The organism is Kitasatospora sp. NPDC088391 (assembly GCF_044753345.1).
GTDB lineage: Bacteria > Actinomycetota > Actinomycetes > Streptomycetales > Streptomycetaceae > Kitasatospora.
In genome coordinates this window covers 98,308-114,572 of the sequence record NZ_JBIVNB010000017.1, presented here as the reverse complement: position 1 = coordinate 114,572, position 16,265 = coordinate 98,308, and the positions used below count along the sequence as shown (strand labels likewise).

Sequence of the window (16,265 nt, the reverse complement as noted above, 5' to 3'; positions counted from 1 at the left end):
GCAATGATCGGCCTCATGACCCGCCGCCTCACCGGCGAGACCACCCCGACCTGGCGCGGAACCTGACCTCCAAAGTCAGGGACGAAACGCCCAGTCACACCATCACGAACGGACGAATCGTCACATCGGTCACGCCCTGCCAGTGACGATCAGCAAGATCGTGTTACGAGTTCTATGTCTGATGAAACGTCAAAACTGTTTGCCCGGGACCGCATACGAGAGCATGCGGGCTGTGAGGCAGGGCCCGAATCCGGGCCTTCGGCATGTCCTGGCCTTCTGGGACCTGCTGACTGCTTCCGGCCGGAACGGAAGAACGGACAGTCCGGATCGGTCGGCCGCTTCCTTCCAAGTGGCCTTTTATTGAAAGGAGTTTGTGGCCCTCGCCCGGTGGAGGCGTGTGCCGGGACCGGTGCGGGCGGACGCCCCGGTCTTGGGTTGTCATGCTGGGGCTTTCCACTCTGCGTCGAACGATGTGGCCGCACGGGCGCCCAGCACATTTATTCAAACCGCACCGACAGCGCAATCAAAAATCGCGAAACAATGTCCATTATGTCGCCAAGGTCAAATTTGCCCCCTCGTGTGATATGGTCCACACCTGTTTCGCCTTTGTGCCTATTGACTCCGCATGGCTTCCTCTTGGTATCGTGCCCAGCTATTTTATGACGTTCGATCATATAGTTCTGATCCGGACAATAGGGGTGCAAACAGTGTCAAGGGTGCAACGGCTGAAAAGCCGTCAAACCACGCAATCACCGCCGGGGTATCGCATACTGACCGCCGCCGCGACGGCGGCCGGCGTCATTGCCTCTCTGCTGGTGCCCGTCTCGGCAGCTGTTGCTGCGCCGGGGGCGGACTGGTCGCGGAAGTGGTCGCCGCCGAACACGCCGTTGGCGAGGACCGCGTCGGTGGACGGCAAGGACGCCGCGCTGCTGGGCGCGGTGAAGCCGGCGCATCCGGTGCCGCCGGTATGGCAGCCGGCGAAGCCGGTGGCGGTGCCGAAGGGGCACGCGGACGTCAGACTCTCCAAGGCTCCTGCGGCGAAGCGCGGTTCGGGTGTGCCGGAGGCGGGTGAGGCGGCGCGGGCTGCCGGTCTGCCGGTGGCGTTGGCGCCGTTGGCGGGCTCGTCGGTGGCGGAGCAGTCGGTGGGGGTCGACGTGGTCGATCCGAGGACGGCCGGTGCGGCGGGTATTCCCGGGCCGGTGGTGGCGCTGTCGCGGGCGTCGGGTGCGAAGGGGGAGGGCCCGGTGCGGCTCTCGCTCGACCTGGCGAAGCTCGCCCCCGCCTACGGCGGTGACTGGGCGTCGCGGGTGCGGCTGGTGGCGCTGCCGGCGTGTGCGCTGACGACGCCGCAGAACGAGGAGTGCCGCAAGCAGACTCCGGTGGAGTCGCAACTGGACCGTTCGTCGGGGCAGTTGTCGGCCGATGTGGTGCTGCCCGGCGGCGACGGCGCGGTGCGGACGCAGCTCCAGGGTGTGGGTGCGGCTTCCGCGCAGCAGGGCCTGGTGCTCGCCGCGGTCGCGGGCGCGTCGAGCGGTGCGGGCACGTTCTCGGCCACTTCGTTGAACGTCTCCCAGGCGTGGGCGGCCGGTTCGTCCTCCGGCTCCTTCGGCTACAACTACCCCGTTCAGGTGCCTCCGGGGCTGGGCAGCGGCGCGCCCAAGGTCGAGCTCGGCTATGACTCCGCAGCTGTGGACGGAAAGACCTCCTCGACGAACGCGCAGGCGTCCTGGATCGGCGACGGCTGGGACTACAGCACCGGTTTCGTCGAGCGCTCCTACCAGTCCTGCTCGAAGGCCGGGATCACGGGTTCGGGTGACGAGTGCTGGGCGGGCGCGAACCTGACGCTGTCGCTGGCCGGTCACTCCGGCGAGCTGGTGCCCGACGACGCGTCCTGCCAGAGCGGCGCGGCCGCGACGACGGAGCAGTCCGCGTGCACCTGGCGGTTGAAGGGTGACGACGGCAGCAGGGTGCAGTTCCTGACCGGTGCCACGAACGGCACCTGGAACGGCTCCTACATCAAGGTGACGGACACGGCCGGGACGGTCTACTACTTCGGCCTGAACCATCTGCCCGACGCGTCCGGCAACCCGTCCACCAAGGGCCCGGACTCGGGCTCGGCCTGGACGGTGCCGGTGTACTCCCCGAACGCCGGGGACCCCTGCTACGACTCCGCCAAGGGCAAGTCGTCGTGGTGCCAGACGGCCTGGCGCTGGAACCTCGACTACGTCGTGGACGCGCACGGCAACCTGATCACCTACACGTACACCCCGGAGACGAACTCCTACTCCCGGGGCGGGGCGCAGAACAGCGGCACGGGCACGCTCACGCAGTACACCCGCTCCGGCGTCCTCCAGTCGATCGGCTACGGGCAGCTGCTGTCGGACCAGATCGCGGCGAACGGCGGCTACAACCCGGCGGCGAAGGTCGTCTTCGGCTCGGGCGAGCGCTGCGTGACCTCGATCCTGGCGTGCGACCCGGTCAACCGGACCTCCGCGCACGCGGGCGACTGGCCGGACGTCCCGATGGACCAGCAGTGCGCCTCGACGGGCGCGTGCACCGTCTACGGGCCGACGTTCTGGTCGAGCAAGTGGCTCAACTCGATCACCACGCAGGTCCGTTACAACGGCGCCTACCAGGACGTCGACGTCTACACGCTCACCCACCGCTTCGTGAACGTGCAGAACAGCACGGAGAACACCCAGGTCCCGTGGCTGGCGAGCGTGCAGCGCACCGGCAAGGACCAGCAGGCCACGGGGGGTCAACTCTCGCTGCCGCCGGTGTCGTTCACCGAGATGCTGCTGCCCAACCGCGTCGACGGCACCAACCTGGTGCCCTCCCGCCCGGCCTACAACCGGCCGCGCATCCAGCTGATCACCACCGAGACCGGCTCCACCATCGGCGTCGACTACTACCCGGCCGACTGCTCGCGGGTCAACAACGTCATGCCGGGCTCCGCGGACACCGACACCCGGTCCTGCTACAACGTCAAGTGGCACACCCCGAACGAGGCGCCCGGCGCGGACCCGGTAGACGACTGGTTCCAGCGCTACCCCGTCAAGACCGTGACGGTGAACCCGGGCACGCCCGGCTCGGCCCCGATGACCACCGCCTACACGTACGGCAGCGCGGCCTGGCACCGCAACAACTCTCCGCTGGTGGATGCCAAGGACCGCACCTGGGACGACTTCCGCGGCTACGCGAGCGTCACCACCGTGGCGGGCAACGGCAACGACGGGCCGAAGGCGCAGGGCACCGCCACGTTCCACCAGGGCATGGACGGTGATTTCAAGGCCGACGGGACGAGCCGCAGCGTCACTGTGGCCGGTCCGATGAGCGGTCAGGTCACCGACTCCGACTGGCTCTCCGGCCAGACGCTGGAGACCGACACGTACACGCAGGCGGGCGGCACCGTCGCCTCCTACACCGTCAACACCAGTTCCGGTCCGGTCACCACCGCCACCCACAACCGCAGCGGCCTGCCCGCACTCATCGCCCGCTACGACGCAACCACCAGCACGGTCACGTCCAAGTCGCTAAAAAGTGACGGATCGTGGGTCAGCACGACGGAGACGACGACCACCGACCCGGCCCACAACAACCGGCCGGTCACCGTCCTCGACCAGGCCGACGGCATCCCCGACGCCTGCCAGCGCACTTCTTACGCCACCGGCCCGGACCCGCAGGTCACCTCCCTCGTGTCGGAGGAGCTGACCGTCAGCGGTACCAGCGCCTGCACCGCCACGCCCGGGCAGCAGAACACGCTCACCTGGAACCGTACGTACTATGACGGCAAGCCGTTCGGCCAGGCGAGTAGTAAGGCCGACGTCACCTCGACCGAGGTCGTCGACCACTACACCGGGACCACGCCGGCGTTCGTGGTCACCGGCGTTCGGACCTACGACGCCTACGGCCGGGCCCTCTCGGTGACCGACCCCAACACCACCGACAGCACCCACCAGGGCGGTTCGACGGTCACCACCGTCTACACCGCGCCGCAGGCTGGTGAACTGCCGACCTCGACGAGCGTCACCAGCCCGGCCCCCGCCGGTGCCTCGGATGCCGCCACCGGCCGCACCGCCGTCACCGCCCTCGACAGTGCGCGTGCCCTGGTTAAGAGCACCACCGACGCCAACGGCCGTGCCACGAACGTCACCTACGACGCACTCGGCCGAACCAGCGGCGTCTGGAACCCGGGCCGCAGTACTTCGCTGTCCCCGACCGTCGCCTACAGCTACGCGATCCCGGGTGTGGTGAACGGCCAGGTCGTTCCGCCGAGCACCAGCACGACCACCCTGGTCGGCGCCGGTACCAACGGCGTGTACACCTCGGTGACGTCCACCGCGATCATGGACGGCACCGGCCGGACGATTCAGACCCAGTCCCCGCCGGCGCTGTCGGTGTACTCCGGGCGGCTGCTGACCGACACCGCCTACGACTCGCAGGGTCGGGTCATCCGGGCCAACGCCAGCTGGTACAACGACGCGGCCCGGCCGGGCACCGTGCTCTACCAGGAGAGCGACACTCAGAGGATCCCGGCCCAGACCCACACCGTCTACGACGGCCGGGGCCGCGCCACCACGGTCGAGAGCATCGCCTACGGCGTCGTGCAGAACACGGTCACCACGGCCTACCCGGGTGCGGAGCGCACCGATGTGACCCCGCTGGCGGGGGCCACGCCCACCAGTACGGTGGTCGACGCCCTCGGGCGTACCACCCAGCTGTGGCAGTACCGCACGCCGACGGCGACCGGCAACCCGGCCGACGCGGACGTCACCACCTACGCCTTCGACCAAACGGGCCGGCCCTCGACCCGCAAGGACGCGGCCGGGAACACCTGGTCCTACACCTACGACGTGCGGGGCCGGCAGACCTCCGTCACCGACCCGGACACCGGTACCAGCACCACCGCCTACGACAGCGTGGGACGAGTCACCTCCACCACGGACGCCCGCGGGCGCAGCATCTTCACCACGTACGACCTGCTGGGTCGTCCGACTGCGACCTTCGACGGCCTGTTGGCGGATCCGGCGAAGCAGTTGACGGCGCGGACGTACGACACGCTGCTGAAGGGTCAGCCGACTTCCTCGACCCGGTACGTGGGCGGGGCGTCGGGTGCTGCGTACACGCAGACGGTCGGCGCCTACGACACGGCCTACCGTCCGACCAAGGTCACCACCACGGTCCCGGGTTCGGAGGTCGGCTCCGCCACGCCGCTCAGCTACACCTACCAGGCGATCTACGACCAGGTCACCGGCCTGCTGCTGCAGGACAACCGGCCGGCGCTCGGCGGGCTGGCCTCCGAGCCGGTCGCCTACAGCTACGAGGCCTACGGCCTGCTGGCCAACTACGGCACCACGAGCGCGTCGTACGACCTGTCCAACGACTACGACGCCTACGGCCGTCCGGTCCGCACCACGGTCAACCCGTACGGTACGCAGATCGTCGTCACGAACGCCTACGACGAGTCGACGGGCCGTCAGCTCTCCCAGTTCGTCGACAAGCAGACCGCCGCCACCGGCGCGGTCCAGCAGACCACCTACGCCTACGACGCCTCGGGCCGGGTCACCGGCATCCGGACGATCCCGGACAACACGGTGTCGGCGACCGACCTGCAGTGCTTCTCCTACGACTACCTGAACCGTCTCACCACCGCGTGGACGGACAAGGGCGCGCTCAACCTGGCCCCGAACCCGGCGGTCGGCGGGCAGGGTGCCTGCGCCAACACCTCGCCCACCAGCGGGGCGGTGGCCCCGGCGACCAACACCGTCGGCGGCAGCATCCCCTACTGGCAGGACTACACCTACGACCTGACCGGCAACCGCAAGAGCCTCACCGTCCACGACCCGTCCGGTGACACCACCAAGGACACCGTCACCACCCAGACCTTCACGGCGACGGGAGCCGTCAACAACGGCAGCGGCGCGGGCGGCCCGCACGCTCTGACCGGTACCGGCACCGCCGTCAACGGCGCCACCGACATCTCCGGCAGCAGCAAGTACGACGCCGCAGGCAACACCACCGGCCAGTACACCAACAAGACCGGCACCACGACCTTCGACTGGAACACCGAGGGCAAGCTCGAGCGCGACACCCCACCGGTGCAGATCCAGGGCATCGGCGGCAAGTGCCTGGCCCTGCAGGGCGGCAGCTCCGCCGCGGGTACCCCGGCGGAGATCGTCAGCTGCACCAGCGGCGGCGGCCAGAAGATCGCCACCACCGGCAACCTGCTCAAGGTCCTCAACAAGTGCCTCACCGCCGCCGGCACCACTTCCGGCTCGGCCGTCCAGCTCCAGACCTGCAACGGAAGCACGGCGCAGACCTGGACCCCGCAGTCCAACGGCACCGTCCTCAACGGCGCCGGCACCAACCTGTGCCTGACCGTCCCCGGTGACGTCACCACCAGCGGCACCGACACCGTGGTCGCCACCTGCGGCACCGGCACCGTTCCGGTCGGCCAGAAGTGGACCGTCCCGGACAACGCCACCACCTACGTCTACGACGCCGACGGCAACCAGCTCGTCCGCCGCAACCCCGGCAGGGCCACCATCACCCTGGGCGGCGACGAACTCGTCTGCGACACGGTCGCCAAGACCAGCGTGGGCACCCGCTACTACACGATGCCCGGCGGCCTGAGCCTGGTCCGCCAGGGCAACACGGCCACCTGGCAGATCGGCGACCACCACGGCACCGGCAACCTCGCCCTCGACGGCACCACCCTCGCCGAGACCCGCCGCCCCACCGACCCGTTCGGCAATCCCCGCGGCACCCAACCCACCGGTTGGGTCGGCACCCACGGATTCGTCGGCGGCACCAAGGACGACGCCACCGGCCTCACCAACCTCGGCGCCCGCCAGTACGACCCCCGCACCGGACGCTTCATCAACCCCGACCCACTCCTCGAGGTGGGCGACCCCCAGCAGTGGAACGGCTACGCCTACAGCAACAACGACCCCGTCAACAACAGCGACCCCAGCGGCCTGATGTGTGTCCACGGGGCTCCGGGCGGAAGCCTTCACCGTGGCGCTGGAGGTAGGTGCAATGCCATTATCAATGACACATCAAATAACTGCACTCAATCCTACTGCCAGTATGATGCCCAGGAGCTTATGGAAAACGCCTGGGATGCTGGCATGTGGGATACCGCGCCAGACGAACCCCCCAACCGGCCGGGCCATGGACGCCAGTGGACCGGAAGTGGATGGGACACCGTCGCAGGCATAGGAAAGTGGGCTGTTGACAACTTTGACTTGATCCTGAAGTCGCGATTCGGCTGTGCGGTTACAAGATGCGATTTCGATGTCAAGGGCGGATATGAGAAGGGAGTTGCTAAGTTCGGCGTAAACACGCAATCGGACCGGTATAGAAACGGCTACTCTTTCGCTGGCATTGCTGTGATGGCTGCGAGTGTGGCTGGTATGGTCAGATCTGCTGCGGCGCGAGCGGCGCTCAGTGGGGAATCTTCTTCCGCGGAGCTGAAGGCCGTTGGAGGATGCAGCTTTTCCCCCGAGACGCCGGTTCTGCTTGAAAATGGAAATAAAAAGCCAATTTCCGCGATCGCTATCGGTGATAGCGTGATGGCGGCCGACGCCGAGACCGGGCGTGTAGTGGCTGGTCGTGAGGTCACCAAGGTCTGGATTAACCACGACACCAACCTCTATGACCTCCAGGTCGACACCGGGGCTGGGATCGAAACTATCCACACCACCGACAACCACCCCTTCTGGGACCAGACCACTCAGGCATGGGAACTCGCCTCCAAGCTCGTGCCGGGAGACGTGCTCGTCACCGACAAGGGCGCGGCCGTCCATGTAGTCTCCGGTCGGCCGAAGCCCGGCGAAGCCGACATGTATAACCTGACCGTCAACGATCTTCATACGTACTATGTGCTGGCCGGTACGACGCCAGTCTTGGTCCACAATAGCGGCGGATGCCTTACAGTCCTCCGCGCCTGGAGCAGTCAGCGGTTCCAGTTCGGAAACCAAACCTTCCTGCTCGACAAGAAGGGAATGGAGCATATCCTTACCCGCCATCACCCGGCATATTGGGATGGGTCTGTCAAGGCGCAGCAGTCATTCTTTGACTCTAGCATGAGTATAGATGATGTCCAGAGTGCGATCGGCGATGTTATGCAACAGAATAGGGAAACGCTCATTCGGCGAGGCGGTCAGGGTATGTATCAAATCCGTGGAACCGTCAACGGAGTCGATTATGTCCTAGGAATGAATAAGGGTCGCGTTGGCCAATTCTATCCCATCAAGCCCCAAGCGAAATAGTGTGACATGATTGAGATTGAGACTTTTCTGAGAAACAAAGATGGGTCATTCGCGCAGGTGGGGGACCATCGAGCTCGCCTGTTCGACCCCGACTATGTCGAAGGGGCTATTCGGATCTGCATCGACGGAGTCGAGATTGTTGGGCTTGATGAATGGGACTATGTCGATCAATTGTGGGCTTATATTGCCGACATGGTACCTCTCCTGAAGGCGTCGGGGAGTGCGTCGATCAGCTTCCCGGATCAGCCGATTGACCTCTCTTTCAGGAGGCAGGGATCCCTGGTTATTGTTTCTTCTGAATTCGGGGGCTCGACAAAGAAGGTCGGGATTACCGAAGGGGATTTCCTTTCAGCCCTTAAGGCTGCTGGAGTTGAATTCTTTGATAGAATGGCGGAGATGATCCCGGAAAATTCACCCTCGTATTCTGTGGCGCGCAAGGAGCTGCTTTCCTGAAGGCGGGAAGCCCCGCCAGGAATTCCTGGCGGGGCTTCCCGCCGCTTTGATGATAATGGTCGACGGCAGCGTCAGCGGGCGGGCGTCGGACAAAGGAGCGGTTCGCCGTCGTCGGGGCGGCCGTCTCGTCTGTCGGGGCACGGAGAGTGTTGCTGGCTGGGCGTTTCATTCCTTGGCCCGGGGGCTCATGTTCCGCGCCAGACGGGGTGTTCTCTTCGGCGAGTCGGCGGGTCATGAGGCTGATCGTCGTGACGTGGACCATGGCTTCACTGGGCGTTTCGTCCCGGGGCTTGAGGCTTACGACCTCGTGCATGGTTGGCAGTGGGTCGTCTTTGGCGGGTGATGCGTCTGTTGATCAGGCAGCTCGTCCTGCCGGGAGGGCGAGCAACTTCCTTGTGTGTACTGCCTGTTGGTCCGAGAGGAGTCCGGCTATGGCTCGGACTGTTGTCGGGCAGGTGGTGGCGGTGGCCGTGGTGTCGGGCGAGGGTGCGCCAGTTCTTGAGGTGGGCAATGCCGTGTTCGACCGGGATGCGGCGTGAGGAGTGTTCGAAGCGGGCCTGTTCGTGGTGGGCCATGAGCCATTGGAGGTGCTCGAGGTGCTTGCCGCGGCGTTTTCGGGGCGGGGTGACGACCTGGCCGTAGGTCTGGGCGGCCAGTCCCTGGTAGCCGGCGTCCGCGAGGATCTCCAAATGGATCGTGTCGGCGAGCAGGTCGACCAGGCCGGCATCACGGGCCTGGGTGATGTCGGCGACGGAACCCGCCCGGACCTCGCCGCAGAACAGCAGCCGGCCGCGGTCGTCGGTGACCACCAGCGCCTTCATCGCGTTCGTGCGGCTCTTGCCAGAGACGAAGCGGTTGCGGCCACCGCGGTGGGCGGCCGGTCGGCGGACCCGGATCTCGGTGGCGTCGATGATCCCGGTCCGCCCGGTGGCGCCGAGATGGGCGATCACGTCCGCGAGGGTGCGAAGCCGCAGGCCCGGTACGATGCGGCAGCCGCGCTCGGCCAGCAGCGGCCGGATCTCGCCGATCGCGCGGGTGATCGTGGAGCGGTCGACACCGAACCAGCAGGCCAGAACGTCGTGGGTGGCGCAGGTGGACGAGTGTGGCCAGGAGCCGGTCGACGAAGACGAGCTTGTACTTCGCTCCGGCGCCGACGGCCCGCCGCCGCGACCGGTCGCACAGCTCGGCGTCACGCCGGGCCTGCCACACCGGCCCCAACTCGGCCACCAGATCAGCGATCACCACCTGCGACAGGCCGGTGATCCGACGCTCTGAGATGATCAACCCACGTGCCGCTGTCCCCACCACGTCTGGTCCAACGAGCCACTCGCTCACAGGCCGCGGCCAACCATGCACGAGGTCGTTAGGTTCCACGCCGGGTCAGGGTGGCTTCGCCGGTGAATCGGCGGGTCATGAGGTTGATCATCGCGACGTGGACCATGGCTTCGGAGCGAGCGGGAAGGGCCTCATGGTCGCGAGCCAGTCGCCGGTGGTTCATCAGCTGGCCGAGACTGCGCTCGACGACCCGGCAGACGTCGGGCCTGACCGCTGATCACAACCAACGAGCGCGGACAGTCACCCCGTCGGCGGCCTTCTGCTCGCCATGCCCTGACGCGGCCCTGAGCCGGGGGCAACCATCCGCTCAGCACTCGCCGAGCAGTGGCCGACAGAGGTGTACCTCGGCCACGCCGGGCACCGTGGCGATGGCGTCCTGCACCCGTCGCAGCGCGGTCTCCGGCTGTTGCGGGTCGAAGTTCACGATCAGTCGGTCGCCCGTGCGGAAGTAGCCGACTGCGACGCCAGGCCGGACGGTGGTGAGCTGGTCCAGTACGGGTTGGAGGTTGCGTCCGAGGGCCGGGCCCCAGGACGCAGTACCGCCACGTACTGGTCGGGCACGGTCGTGAAGGGCGGGAGCAGGAGTAGGACGGCGAGCCCGGCCACCAGGGCCGCCGCGCAGCCGCCGGCCAGTCGGCCGGGGGCCGGCGTTGGGCGACCCACGAGGTGTCCGGCAGCGAGCAGTAGGAGCAAGACGGGCAGCAGCGGCGCCACCGGCACCAGCCTGTCCAGGTACAGGGTCAGCAGGAACCAGCCGCCGACGGCCGGTGCCACGAGGAAGCAGGCCAGCCGAAAGCCCGCGCGGCCGGGCGCCGCGAGGGGTATGGCGCTTATCGGCGCCAGTACCCAGCTGAGAACCAGGGAGATGCCCAGGCCGTCCCCGGCCACCAGGAGGTCCGCGGTCCACCACGGCGCTGCGGCCACGCAGACACTCGTCGCGGCCAGCGCGGCACGGTCTCGTCACTCATCACAACCCCCTAGACTTGAACACGTTCAAATCTAGCGGTAGCCAAATTGCGGAATCAAGCCGGGGAACGGTCTCACCGAGCCCTTCCCCCCGCTTCTGGAGGTCAGGTTCCGCGCCAGGTCGGGGTGGTCTCGCCGGTGGGGCGGCGGGTCATGAGGCCGATCATTGCGACGTGCACCATGGCTTCGGAGCGGGCCGGGAGCGCCTCGTAGTCGCGGGCTAGGCGGCGGTGGTTCATGAGCCGGCCGAAGGTCCGCTCGACGACCCAGCGCCGAGGCTGGACGACGAATCCCCTGGTTGCGGGGTCGCGTCGAACGACCTCGACGTCGATGCCGAGAGTGGCGGCATGTTCGACGACGGCGTTCTTGTAGCCCATGTCGACCCAGGCCTTGTCGACGGCCGGGTGCTCGGCTGCGATCGCGGTCAGCAGCTGCCGGCCGGCGGCGTTGTCCTGCACGCTGGCGGCGGTGACCAGCACCATCAGCAGTAGACCGATCGTGTCGGTGACGATGTTGCGCTTCCTGCCGACGATCCGCTTCCCGACGTCGGCGCCCTGCGTGGCGGCGGGAACGTTCGTGGAGGTCTTCACGCTTTGTGAATCGATGATGCAGGCTGTCGGCTCCGGAGCGCGTCCTTCGGCAGCACGGACCAGCCGTCGGAGAAGGCCGTTGAGCTGCTCGAGCACCCCTTCTTTCTGCCAACGGGCGAAGTAGGCGTAGACCGTCTTCCAGGGTGGGTGGTCGTGCGGGAGGTGGCGCCGGGGGATGCCGGTGCGGTCCACGTAGAGGATCGCACCCAGCAGGTTGCGCAGTTCGTGCTCGGGCGGCCGGCCGGACTGCCACTCCCCTCAAGCCCTCCAGGGCGCCCGACTCGAGCCTCAAGCCGACCGGAAAATCGCAAGAGATCTTTGCCAGCGACGATGCGGAGACCATCCGGTCGCACACCCGGGAGAACGAAACGGTCGACTACTGGGCCAAGTAGGGATGCAAAGTTGTGCAGAAGGAGAAGGCCGACCCGGTGAAAAACCCGCAGGACGTCGGCCTCGACCCTGGAAGGGGCCCCGACTACCGGATCGAGGGGTACATCACCGACTGCTACGCTCCCTGGACGGCCGATTTTCGATCCATCTGGACGGAAGTCAAGGGGAAGGCCGACAAGAGGCAAGCCTTCCGTGTGATCGTGAACGCCACTGATTCGAAGGGGAATATCCCGGAGCTGATCGGCCAGTTCAAGAAGTGGAAGATCACTAATCTCCAGCAGGTCGTGGTGCAGGATGGCCGGGGGAACTTCATCCAAATATTCCCGACCCCCTGGCGGGGTAATCCGGAAGGAGCTGGAAAATGTCTGTTCAGCATAGAATATATCTGGACGCGGACGAATCCGTGGGCCAAGCCGCATCCAGGATTTCCCGCCTGCTTCGGGAGAAATGGCTCGTCCCGGACCGGCTCGACCCGGGGCAACTCCTCGGCGGAGGCACGGCTCACATGCTGTGCGGCGCAAAGATCTGGGTCCTGGCCCATGACCCCGAGCCATTCAATATCATCGAAGAAGAATACGGGGGTGGCCCCCTCTGTCGAGGTGTGGATTCAGCCCGACAGGGAGAGGCCTGCTTCTCCCCAGGAGGAAGATATTGTCGTACTCGCGGCGGCCCTTCTCGACGACATATCCGCCGATATGGTCCTGGCCTTCAACTTCGAGACGGCCTGGCTCATCCGCCGGGGCGGTGATCTGATCCTCCACGAGAGCCCCTCGCTCTGGCCCGAACGCAGACTGTCCCTGATCAAGGAGCCCTACCGGCGCGAGAGCCACCACCTCTAGGAAGATGCGATCGCACGGTCTTCGTGGACTGACGGCATACTTGTCGTCCACGAAGACCGTGCGTAATGAGGTCGATATCGCGCTGCACCACCGTGATCCGGTCGACCAGGCGTTCGACCTCCAGCATGTCCAGGGCGCGGGCGAGCTGCTGGGCGCACTCGTCGTGGTTGGCCCAGGACACCCACCGCCTTGGACCGTTACCGGCCGGGGCGAGGTAGCGGTGGAGCACGTTGAGTTGGCTGACCGCCAGCGGTACCGCGACCGCGACGACCTCCACCCGGAACCCGACCGCCCGGTACACGGCCGCCTGCGCCCGGGCCTCGCCGACGTCGGCGAGCGCGGTCTCCACCAGCACATCCAGCCGGCGGGCGCGGGCGTGCTCCTCGACCACGGCCTGGCAGTGGCGCACGTCCGCCCGGACCCCGGCCCCGGCGGTGCCCACGTCCCTCTCCAGCAGCGCCCGGTAGGCGGGGTGGGCGTCCTTGTAGAGGTCGCTGCCGATCCGCACCGCTTTGCCGCGCCGGTCCGCACCGCCTGCAGCATGTCCCCCACGGTGGTCTTGCCGCTGCCCGGGGGACCTGCGACCAGCACCGCGACGGGCCGCAGCTGCGGCACCGCGCCCGCAGTTGCGGACGGAAGGACGGCCCCGGCCAACGCCCGACCCGGCTCCTCCCCGCTCAGCACCCCGTCCTGCGCAGCCACCGGCACCCCCGTCGAGGGGTCTGTCCGCACCAGCGGAGAAGCGGTCCGGAGCGGGCCGTCCGGGCGCTGCTACTGTAGCGGGTACGGGTACGTACCCGTACCCGCCCTGAGATTACGGAGGTGCACCATGGCCGACGCCAACGTGCGGATCCCCGCCGAGACCCGCGACCGCCTCGCCGCGCTCGCCGCCAGCGAGCACATGTCGCTGCGCGCCTACCTGGCCCGCCTCGCCGAGACCCAGCTGACTGCCGCCGAGCGCGCCGAGCGCGCCGAGCAGGCCCGCGAGAAGCTCCAGGCCTGGAACGGCTACGACCCCGACGCCGACCGGACCGCGGACCTCGACGCCGAACTCGACCGCCGCCTCGCCCAGGCGCAGACGGACGCCGCGTGAGCGACATGCACGTCGTCCTCGACGACACCGCCATGGTCGCCGCCGGCCGCGGCAACCTCCTCGCCTCCCGCCTCATCCACCGCGCCCACGCCGAAGCAGGCTGGCACCTCTACGCCACCACCTGCGCCCTCGTCGAAGCCGACCGAGAACGCCCCGGCACCGTCGAACACCTCGCCGCCCTCCCCGCGCTCACCGTCCTCGACCTCGACCTCCCCGCCGCCCTCGCCGTCGCCGACGACACCACCTGGGCCCTCGCCCACACCCGCTACGCCGCCGCCCCCACCCCCGAACGCCCCGCCGGCGCCGTCGTCGCCACCGTCGACCCCGCCCGCTGGAAGAGCGAGCCGGTCCGGATCATCGACCTCACCCCGTAGCTGCCGACCCGGCATCGTGCCCCCGTCCGGAGCCTGCTGCGGCCCGCACGCCCTTGACGGTTCGTCAGGCGTGCGGAACGGCGGTGGGAGCGCAAGGACTCGCAACCGGCTTGGCACAAGGAGCGGTCATGGCACTACGCTTCACGGGCATCGACCCGAACTCGCCCAACGGGGGCTCGCCGACGGTGTGGTTGGAGGATGAGAAGGCGGAGATCGTCGTCCAGGGCTGGCTGCCCGACGAGGAACTGCTCCGTGAGATCAGCGAGACCGAGTGGGCGCCCGGCCACGGTGCGGGCGTGCCGGACCACGAGGGCGTCGTCCGGATCCCGATCCGCATGATCCCCTTCCTGCGAAAGGTGTGGGATGACGCCGAGCGTGCCGGACTTCGGCGCCCTGCTGAGGAGCGCTGAGCGCTCCGCCTGCCACCTGGAGATGCGCGACTCCTACGGGGAGGATGCGATGTTCGCCGACTGGAGCGCCAGCCTGCCGGTCGAGCGGTCCGAGGAGTATGACCTGCCCGGGGAGTACGCGGCCTGGGCGGCGCTGGTGCGGGAGACGGTCGGCCGCGGGGTGCAGGTTCGTCGGGCCCGGGTCGTCTGGAGCCGGTCAGCGCCTACATCCGGTGGGAGCATGCGATCACCGAGCGGCACAACGTCGCGCTCGGCGAACAGGTGCGCTGGCTGCACCGCCCGCAGGTCTCCGACCTCCTGCTGCCGGGCAACGACCTGTGCAGTGCTTCCTGCCTGTACCTGGCCGCCGCTTCGTTGTCGGCTGCGGGAACGGCTCGCGTGCTGCTGGCTCGCCGATCGCTGGTCAAGGGTGGCGTGGAACGCAGGAGCCCGGCCCCGGGGGCCGGGCTCCTGTTGTTTGTGCAGGTCAGGTGGCTGTCTCCATATGGAACAGTAGGGACCCTGGGGGTATGTGTTTCAACACGTCGTCGGCGCGGCCGACGAAGGTGTAGTGGCCGTCGGTGTCGCGTTGGGCGACGTCGCCGGTGTGGTAGCGGTTGCCGGCCATGGATTGGGCGTGGCGTTCGGGGTCGTCCTGGTAGCCGGTCATCAGGCCGAGGGGGTTGGTGTCGAGGGGGAGGCAGAGTTCGCCGTCGACGCCGGTGGCGGTGATCTCCTGGCCGGTGACGGGGTCGACGAGGGTGACGCGGTAGCCGGGCAGGGGGCGGCCCATGGAGCCGGGTTTGACGGGTTGGCCGGGGGTGTTGCCGATCTGGGCGGTGGTCTCGGTCTGTCCGTAGCCGTCGCGCAGGGCGACGCCCCAGGCGCGTTCGATGCGTTCGACGACTTCGGGGTTGAGGGGTTCGCCGGCGCCGACGAGTTCGCGCAGCGGGGGCCGCCACTGCTCCAGGTCCTCCAGCAGCAGCATCCGCCAGACGGTGGGGGGTGCGCAGAAGGAGGTGACCCGGTGGCGGACGAGTGCGTCGAGCAGGGGGCGGGCGGAGAAGCGGGGCTGGTTGACGACGAGGATCTCGGCGCCGGCGTTCCAGGGGGCGAAGAAGTTGCTCCACGCGTGCTTGGCCCAGCCCGGGGAGGAGACGTTGAGGTGGACGTCGCCGGGGCGCAGGCCGATCCAGTACATGGTGGAGAGGTGGCCGACGGGGTAGGAGCGGTGGGTGTGCTGGACGAGTTTGGGGCGGCTGGTGGTGCCGGAGGTGAAGTAGAGCAGCAGCGGGTCCTCGGCCCGGGTCCCACCGTCCGGCGTGAACTCACCGGTGTGCTGGGCGGCCTCGACGTCGAACCAGTCCAGCGCCCAGTTGAAGTGCTCACCCTCGGGACGCGGGAAGTCGTGGGCCGCGTCGAGGTCGCCGCGCGTGCGCAGTAGGTGGTCGCGCGCCGCCCGGAAGCCGCGGCACGCGGTGGAGTCCCGTCGAGCGGGCATGTCCCGCACGCTGCCAGCCCGCTGATCACCGGTCAAGAGCGACACAGGGCGCGGGAGGCCCT

The 16,265-nt window shown here is 67.8% G+C and carries 7 protein-coding genes and 8 pseudogenes; 8 read left to right on the top strand and 7 right to left on the bottom strand.

Going from position 1 to position 16,265, the window contains the following annotated elements; genetic code table 11:
- The first annotated feature begins 716 nt into the window (after positions 1–716).
- Both ACIQBJ_RS33525 and ACIQBJ_RS33520 read left to right on the top strand, forming a co-directional pair.
- Positions 717–8,273: an RHS repeat-associated core domain-containing protein gene (locus tag ACIQBJ_RS33525; protein ID WP_400718334.1), complete on the top strand. Its 7,557-nt coding sequence runs from the start codon at positions 717–719 to the stop codon at positions 8,271–8,273.
- Positions 8,274–8,279: 6 nt separating this feature from the next.
- Positions 8,280–8,726: a hypothetical protein gene (locus tag ACIQBJ_RS33520; RefSeq protein ID WP_400718332.1), complete on the top strand. Its 447-nt coding sequence runs from the start codon at positions 8,280–8,282 to the stop codon at positions 8,724–8,726.
- A 355-nt stretch (positions 8,727–9,081) separates the two neighbouring features.
- On the opposite strand, the pseudogene ACIQBJ_RS33515 reads toward ACIQBJ_RS33520, so the two are convergent.
- The 4 genes and pseudogenes from ACIQBJ_RS33515 to ACIQBJ_RS33500 form a co-directional block, all read right to left on the bottom strand.
- A pseudogene (locus ACIQBJ_RS33515) lies at positions 9,082–10,034 on the bottom strand (transposase family protein).
- A 55-nt stretch (positions 10,035–10,089) separates the two neighbouring features.
- Positions 10,090–10,248 (bottom strand): annotated as a pseudogene (locus tag ACIQBJ_RS33510) (IS5/IS1182 family transposase); the annotation flags it as partial.
- A 239-nt stretch (positions 10,249–10,487) separates the two neighbouring features.
- Positions 10,488–10,985, bottom strand: coding sequence for a hypothetical protein (locus tag ACIQBJ_RS33505; RefSeq protein ID WP_400718330.1), 498 nt, complete (start codon positions 10,983–10,985; stop codon positions 10,488–10,490).
- Between the two features lie 146 nt (positions 10,986–11,131).
- Positions 11,132–11,860 (bottom strand): annotated as a pseudogene (locus ACIQBJ_RS33500) (IS5 family transposase); the annotation flags it as partial.
- 161 nt (positions 11,861–12,021) lie between these two features.
- Here ACIQBJ_RS33500 and ACIQBJ_RS33495 point away from each other — a divergent pair.
- Positions 12,022–12,846, top strand: a complete 825-nt coding sequence (locus ACIQBJ_RS33495) for a SitI3 family protein (RefSeq protein ID WP_400718328.1) — start codon at positions 12,022–12,024, stop codon at positions 12,844–12,846.
- Here the strand turns inward: ACIQBJ_RS33495 and ACIQBJ_RS33490 are convergent.
- Together ACIQBJ_RS33490 and ACIQBJ_RS33485 are read right to left on the bottom strand one after the other, a co-directional pair.
- Positions 12,809–13,360, bottom strand: a pseudogene (locus ACIQBJ_RS33490) (zeta toxin family protein); the annotation flags it as partial. The gene ACIQBJ_RS33495 and the pseudogene ACIQBJ_RS33490 overlap by 38 nt on opposite strands.
- 26 nt (positions 13,361–13,386) lie before the next feature.
- Positions 13,387–13,461 (bottom strand): annotated as a pseudogene (locus ACIQBJ_RS33485) (zeta toxin family protein); the annotation flags it as partial.
- Positions 13,462–13,675: 214 nt separating this feature from the next.
- On the opposite strand from ACIQBJ_RS33485, the gene ACIQBJ_RS33480 reads away from it, so the two are divergent.
- The 5 genes and pseudogenes from ACIQBJ_RS33480 to ACIQBJ_RS33460 all read left to right on the top strand — a co-directional run.
- Positions 13,676–13,939, top strand: a complete 264-nt coding sequence (locus ACIQBJ_RS33480) for a hypothetical protein (RefSeq protein ID WP_400718325.1) — start codon at positions 13,676–13,678, stop codon at positions 13,937–13,939.
- Positions 13,940–13,944: 5 nt separating this feature from the next.
- Complete coding sequence (locus ACIQBJ_RS33475; RefSeq protein WP_400718343.1) at positions 13,945–14,313, top strand: hypothetical protein; 369 nt, start codon at positions 13,945–13,947, stop codon at positions 14,311–14,313.
- 128 nt (positions 14,314–14,441) lie between these two features.
- Entirely contained in the window at positions 14,442–14,723 is a 282-nt protein-coding gene (locus ACIQBJ_RS33470; protein WP_400718322.1) for a hypothetical protein, read from the top strand.
- Positions 14,677–14,850 (top strand): annotated as a pseudogene (locus ACIQBJ_RS33465) (DUF6879 family protein); the annotation flags it as partial. The gene ACIQBJ_RS33470 and the pseudogene ACIQBJ_RS33465, both read left to right, overlap by 47 nt.
- A pseudogene (locus ACIQBJ_RS33460) lies at positions 14,847–14,981 on the top strand (hypothetical protein); the annotation flags it as partial. The pseudogenes ACIQBJ_RS33465 and ACIQBJ_RS33460, both read left to right, overlap by 4 nt.
- Before the next feature lie 214 nt (positions 14,982–15,195).
- Here ACIQBJ_RS33460 and ACIQBJ_RS33455 read toward each other — a convergent pair.
- Positions 15,196–16,203 (bottom strand): annotated as a pseudogene (locus ACIQBJ_RS33455) (AMP-binding protein); the annotation flags it as partial.
- Between the last annotated feature and the right edge of the window lie 62 nt (positions 16,204–16,265).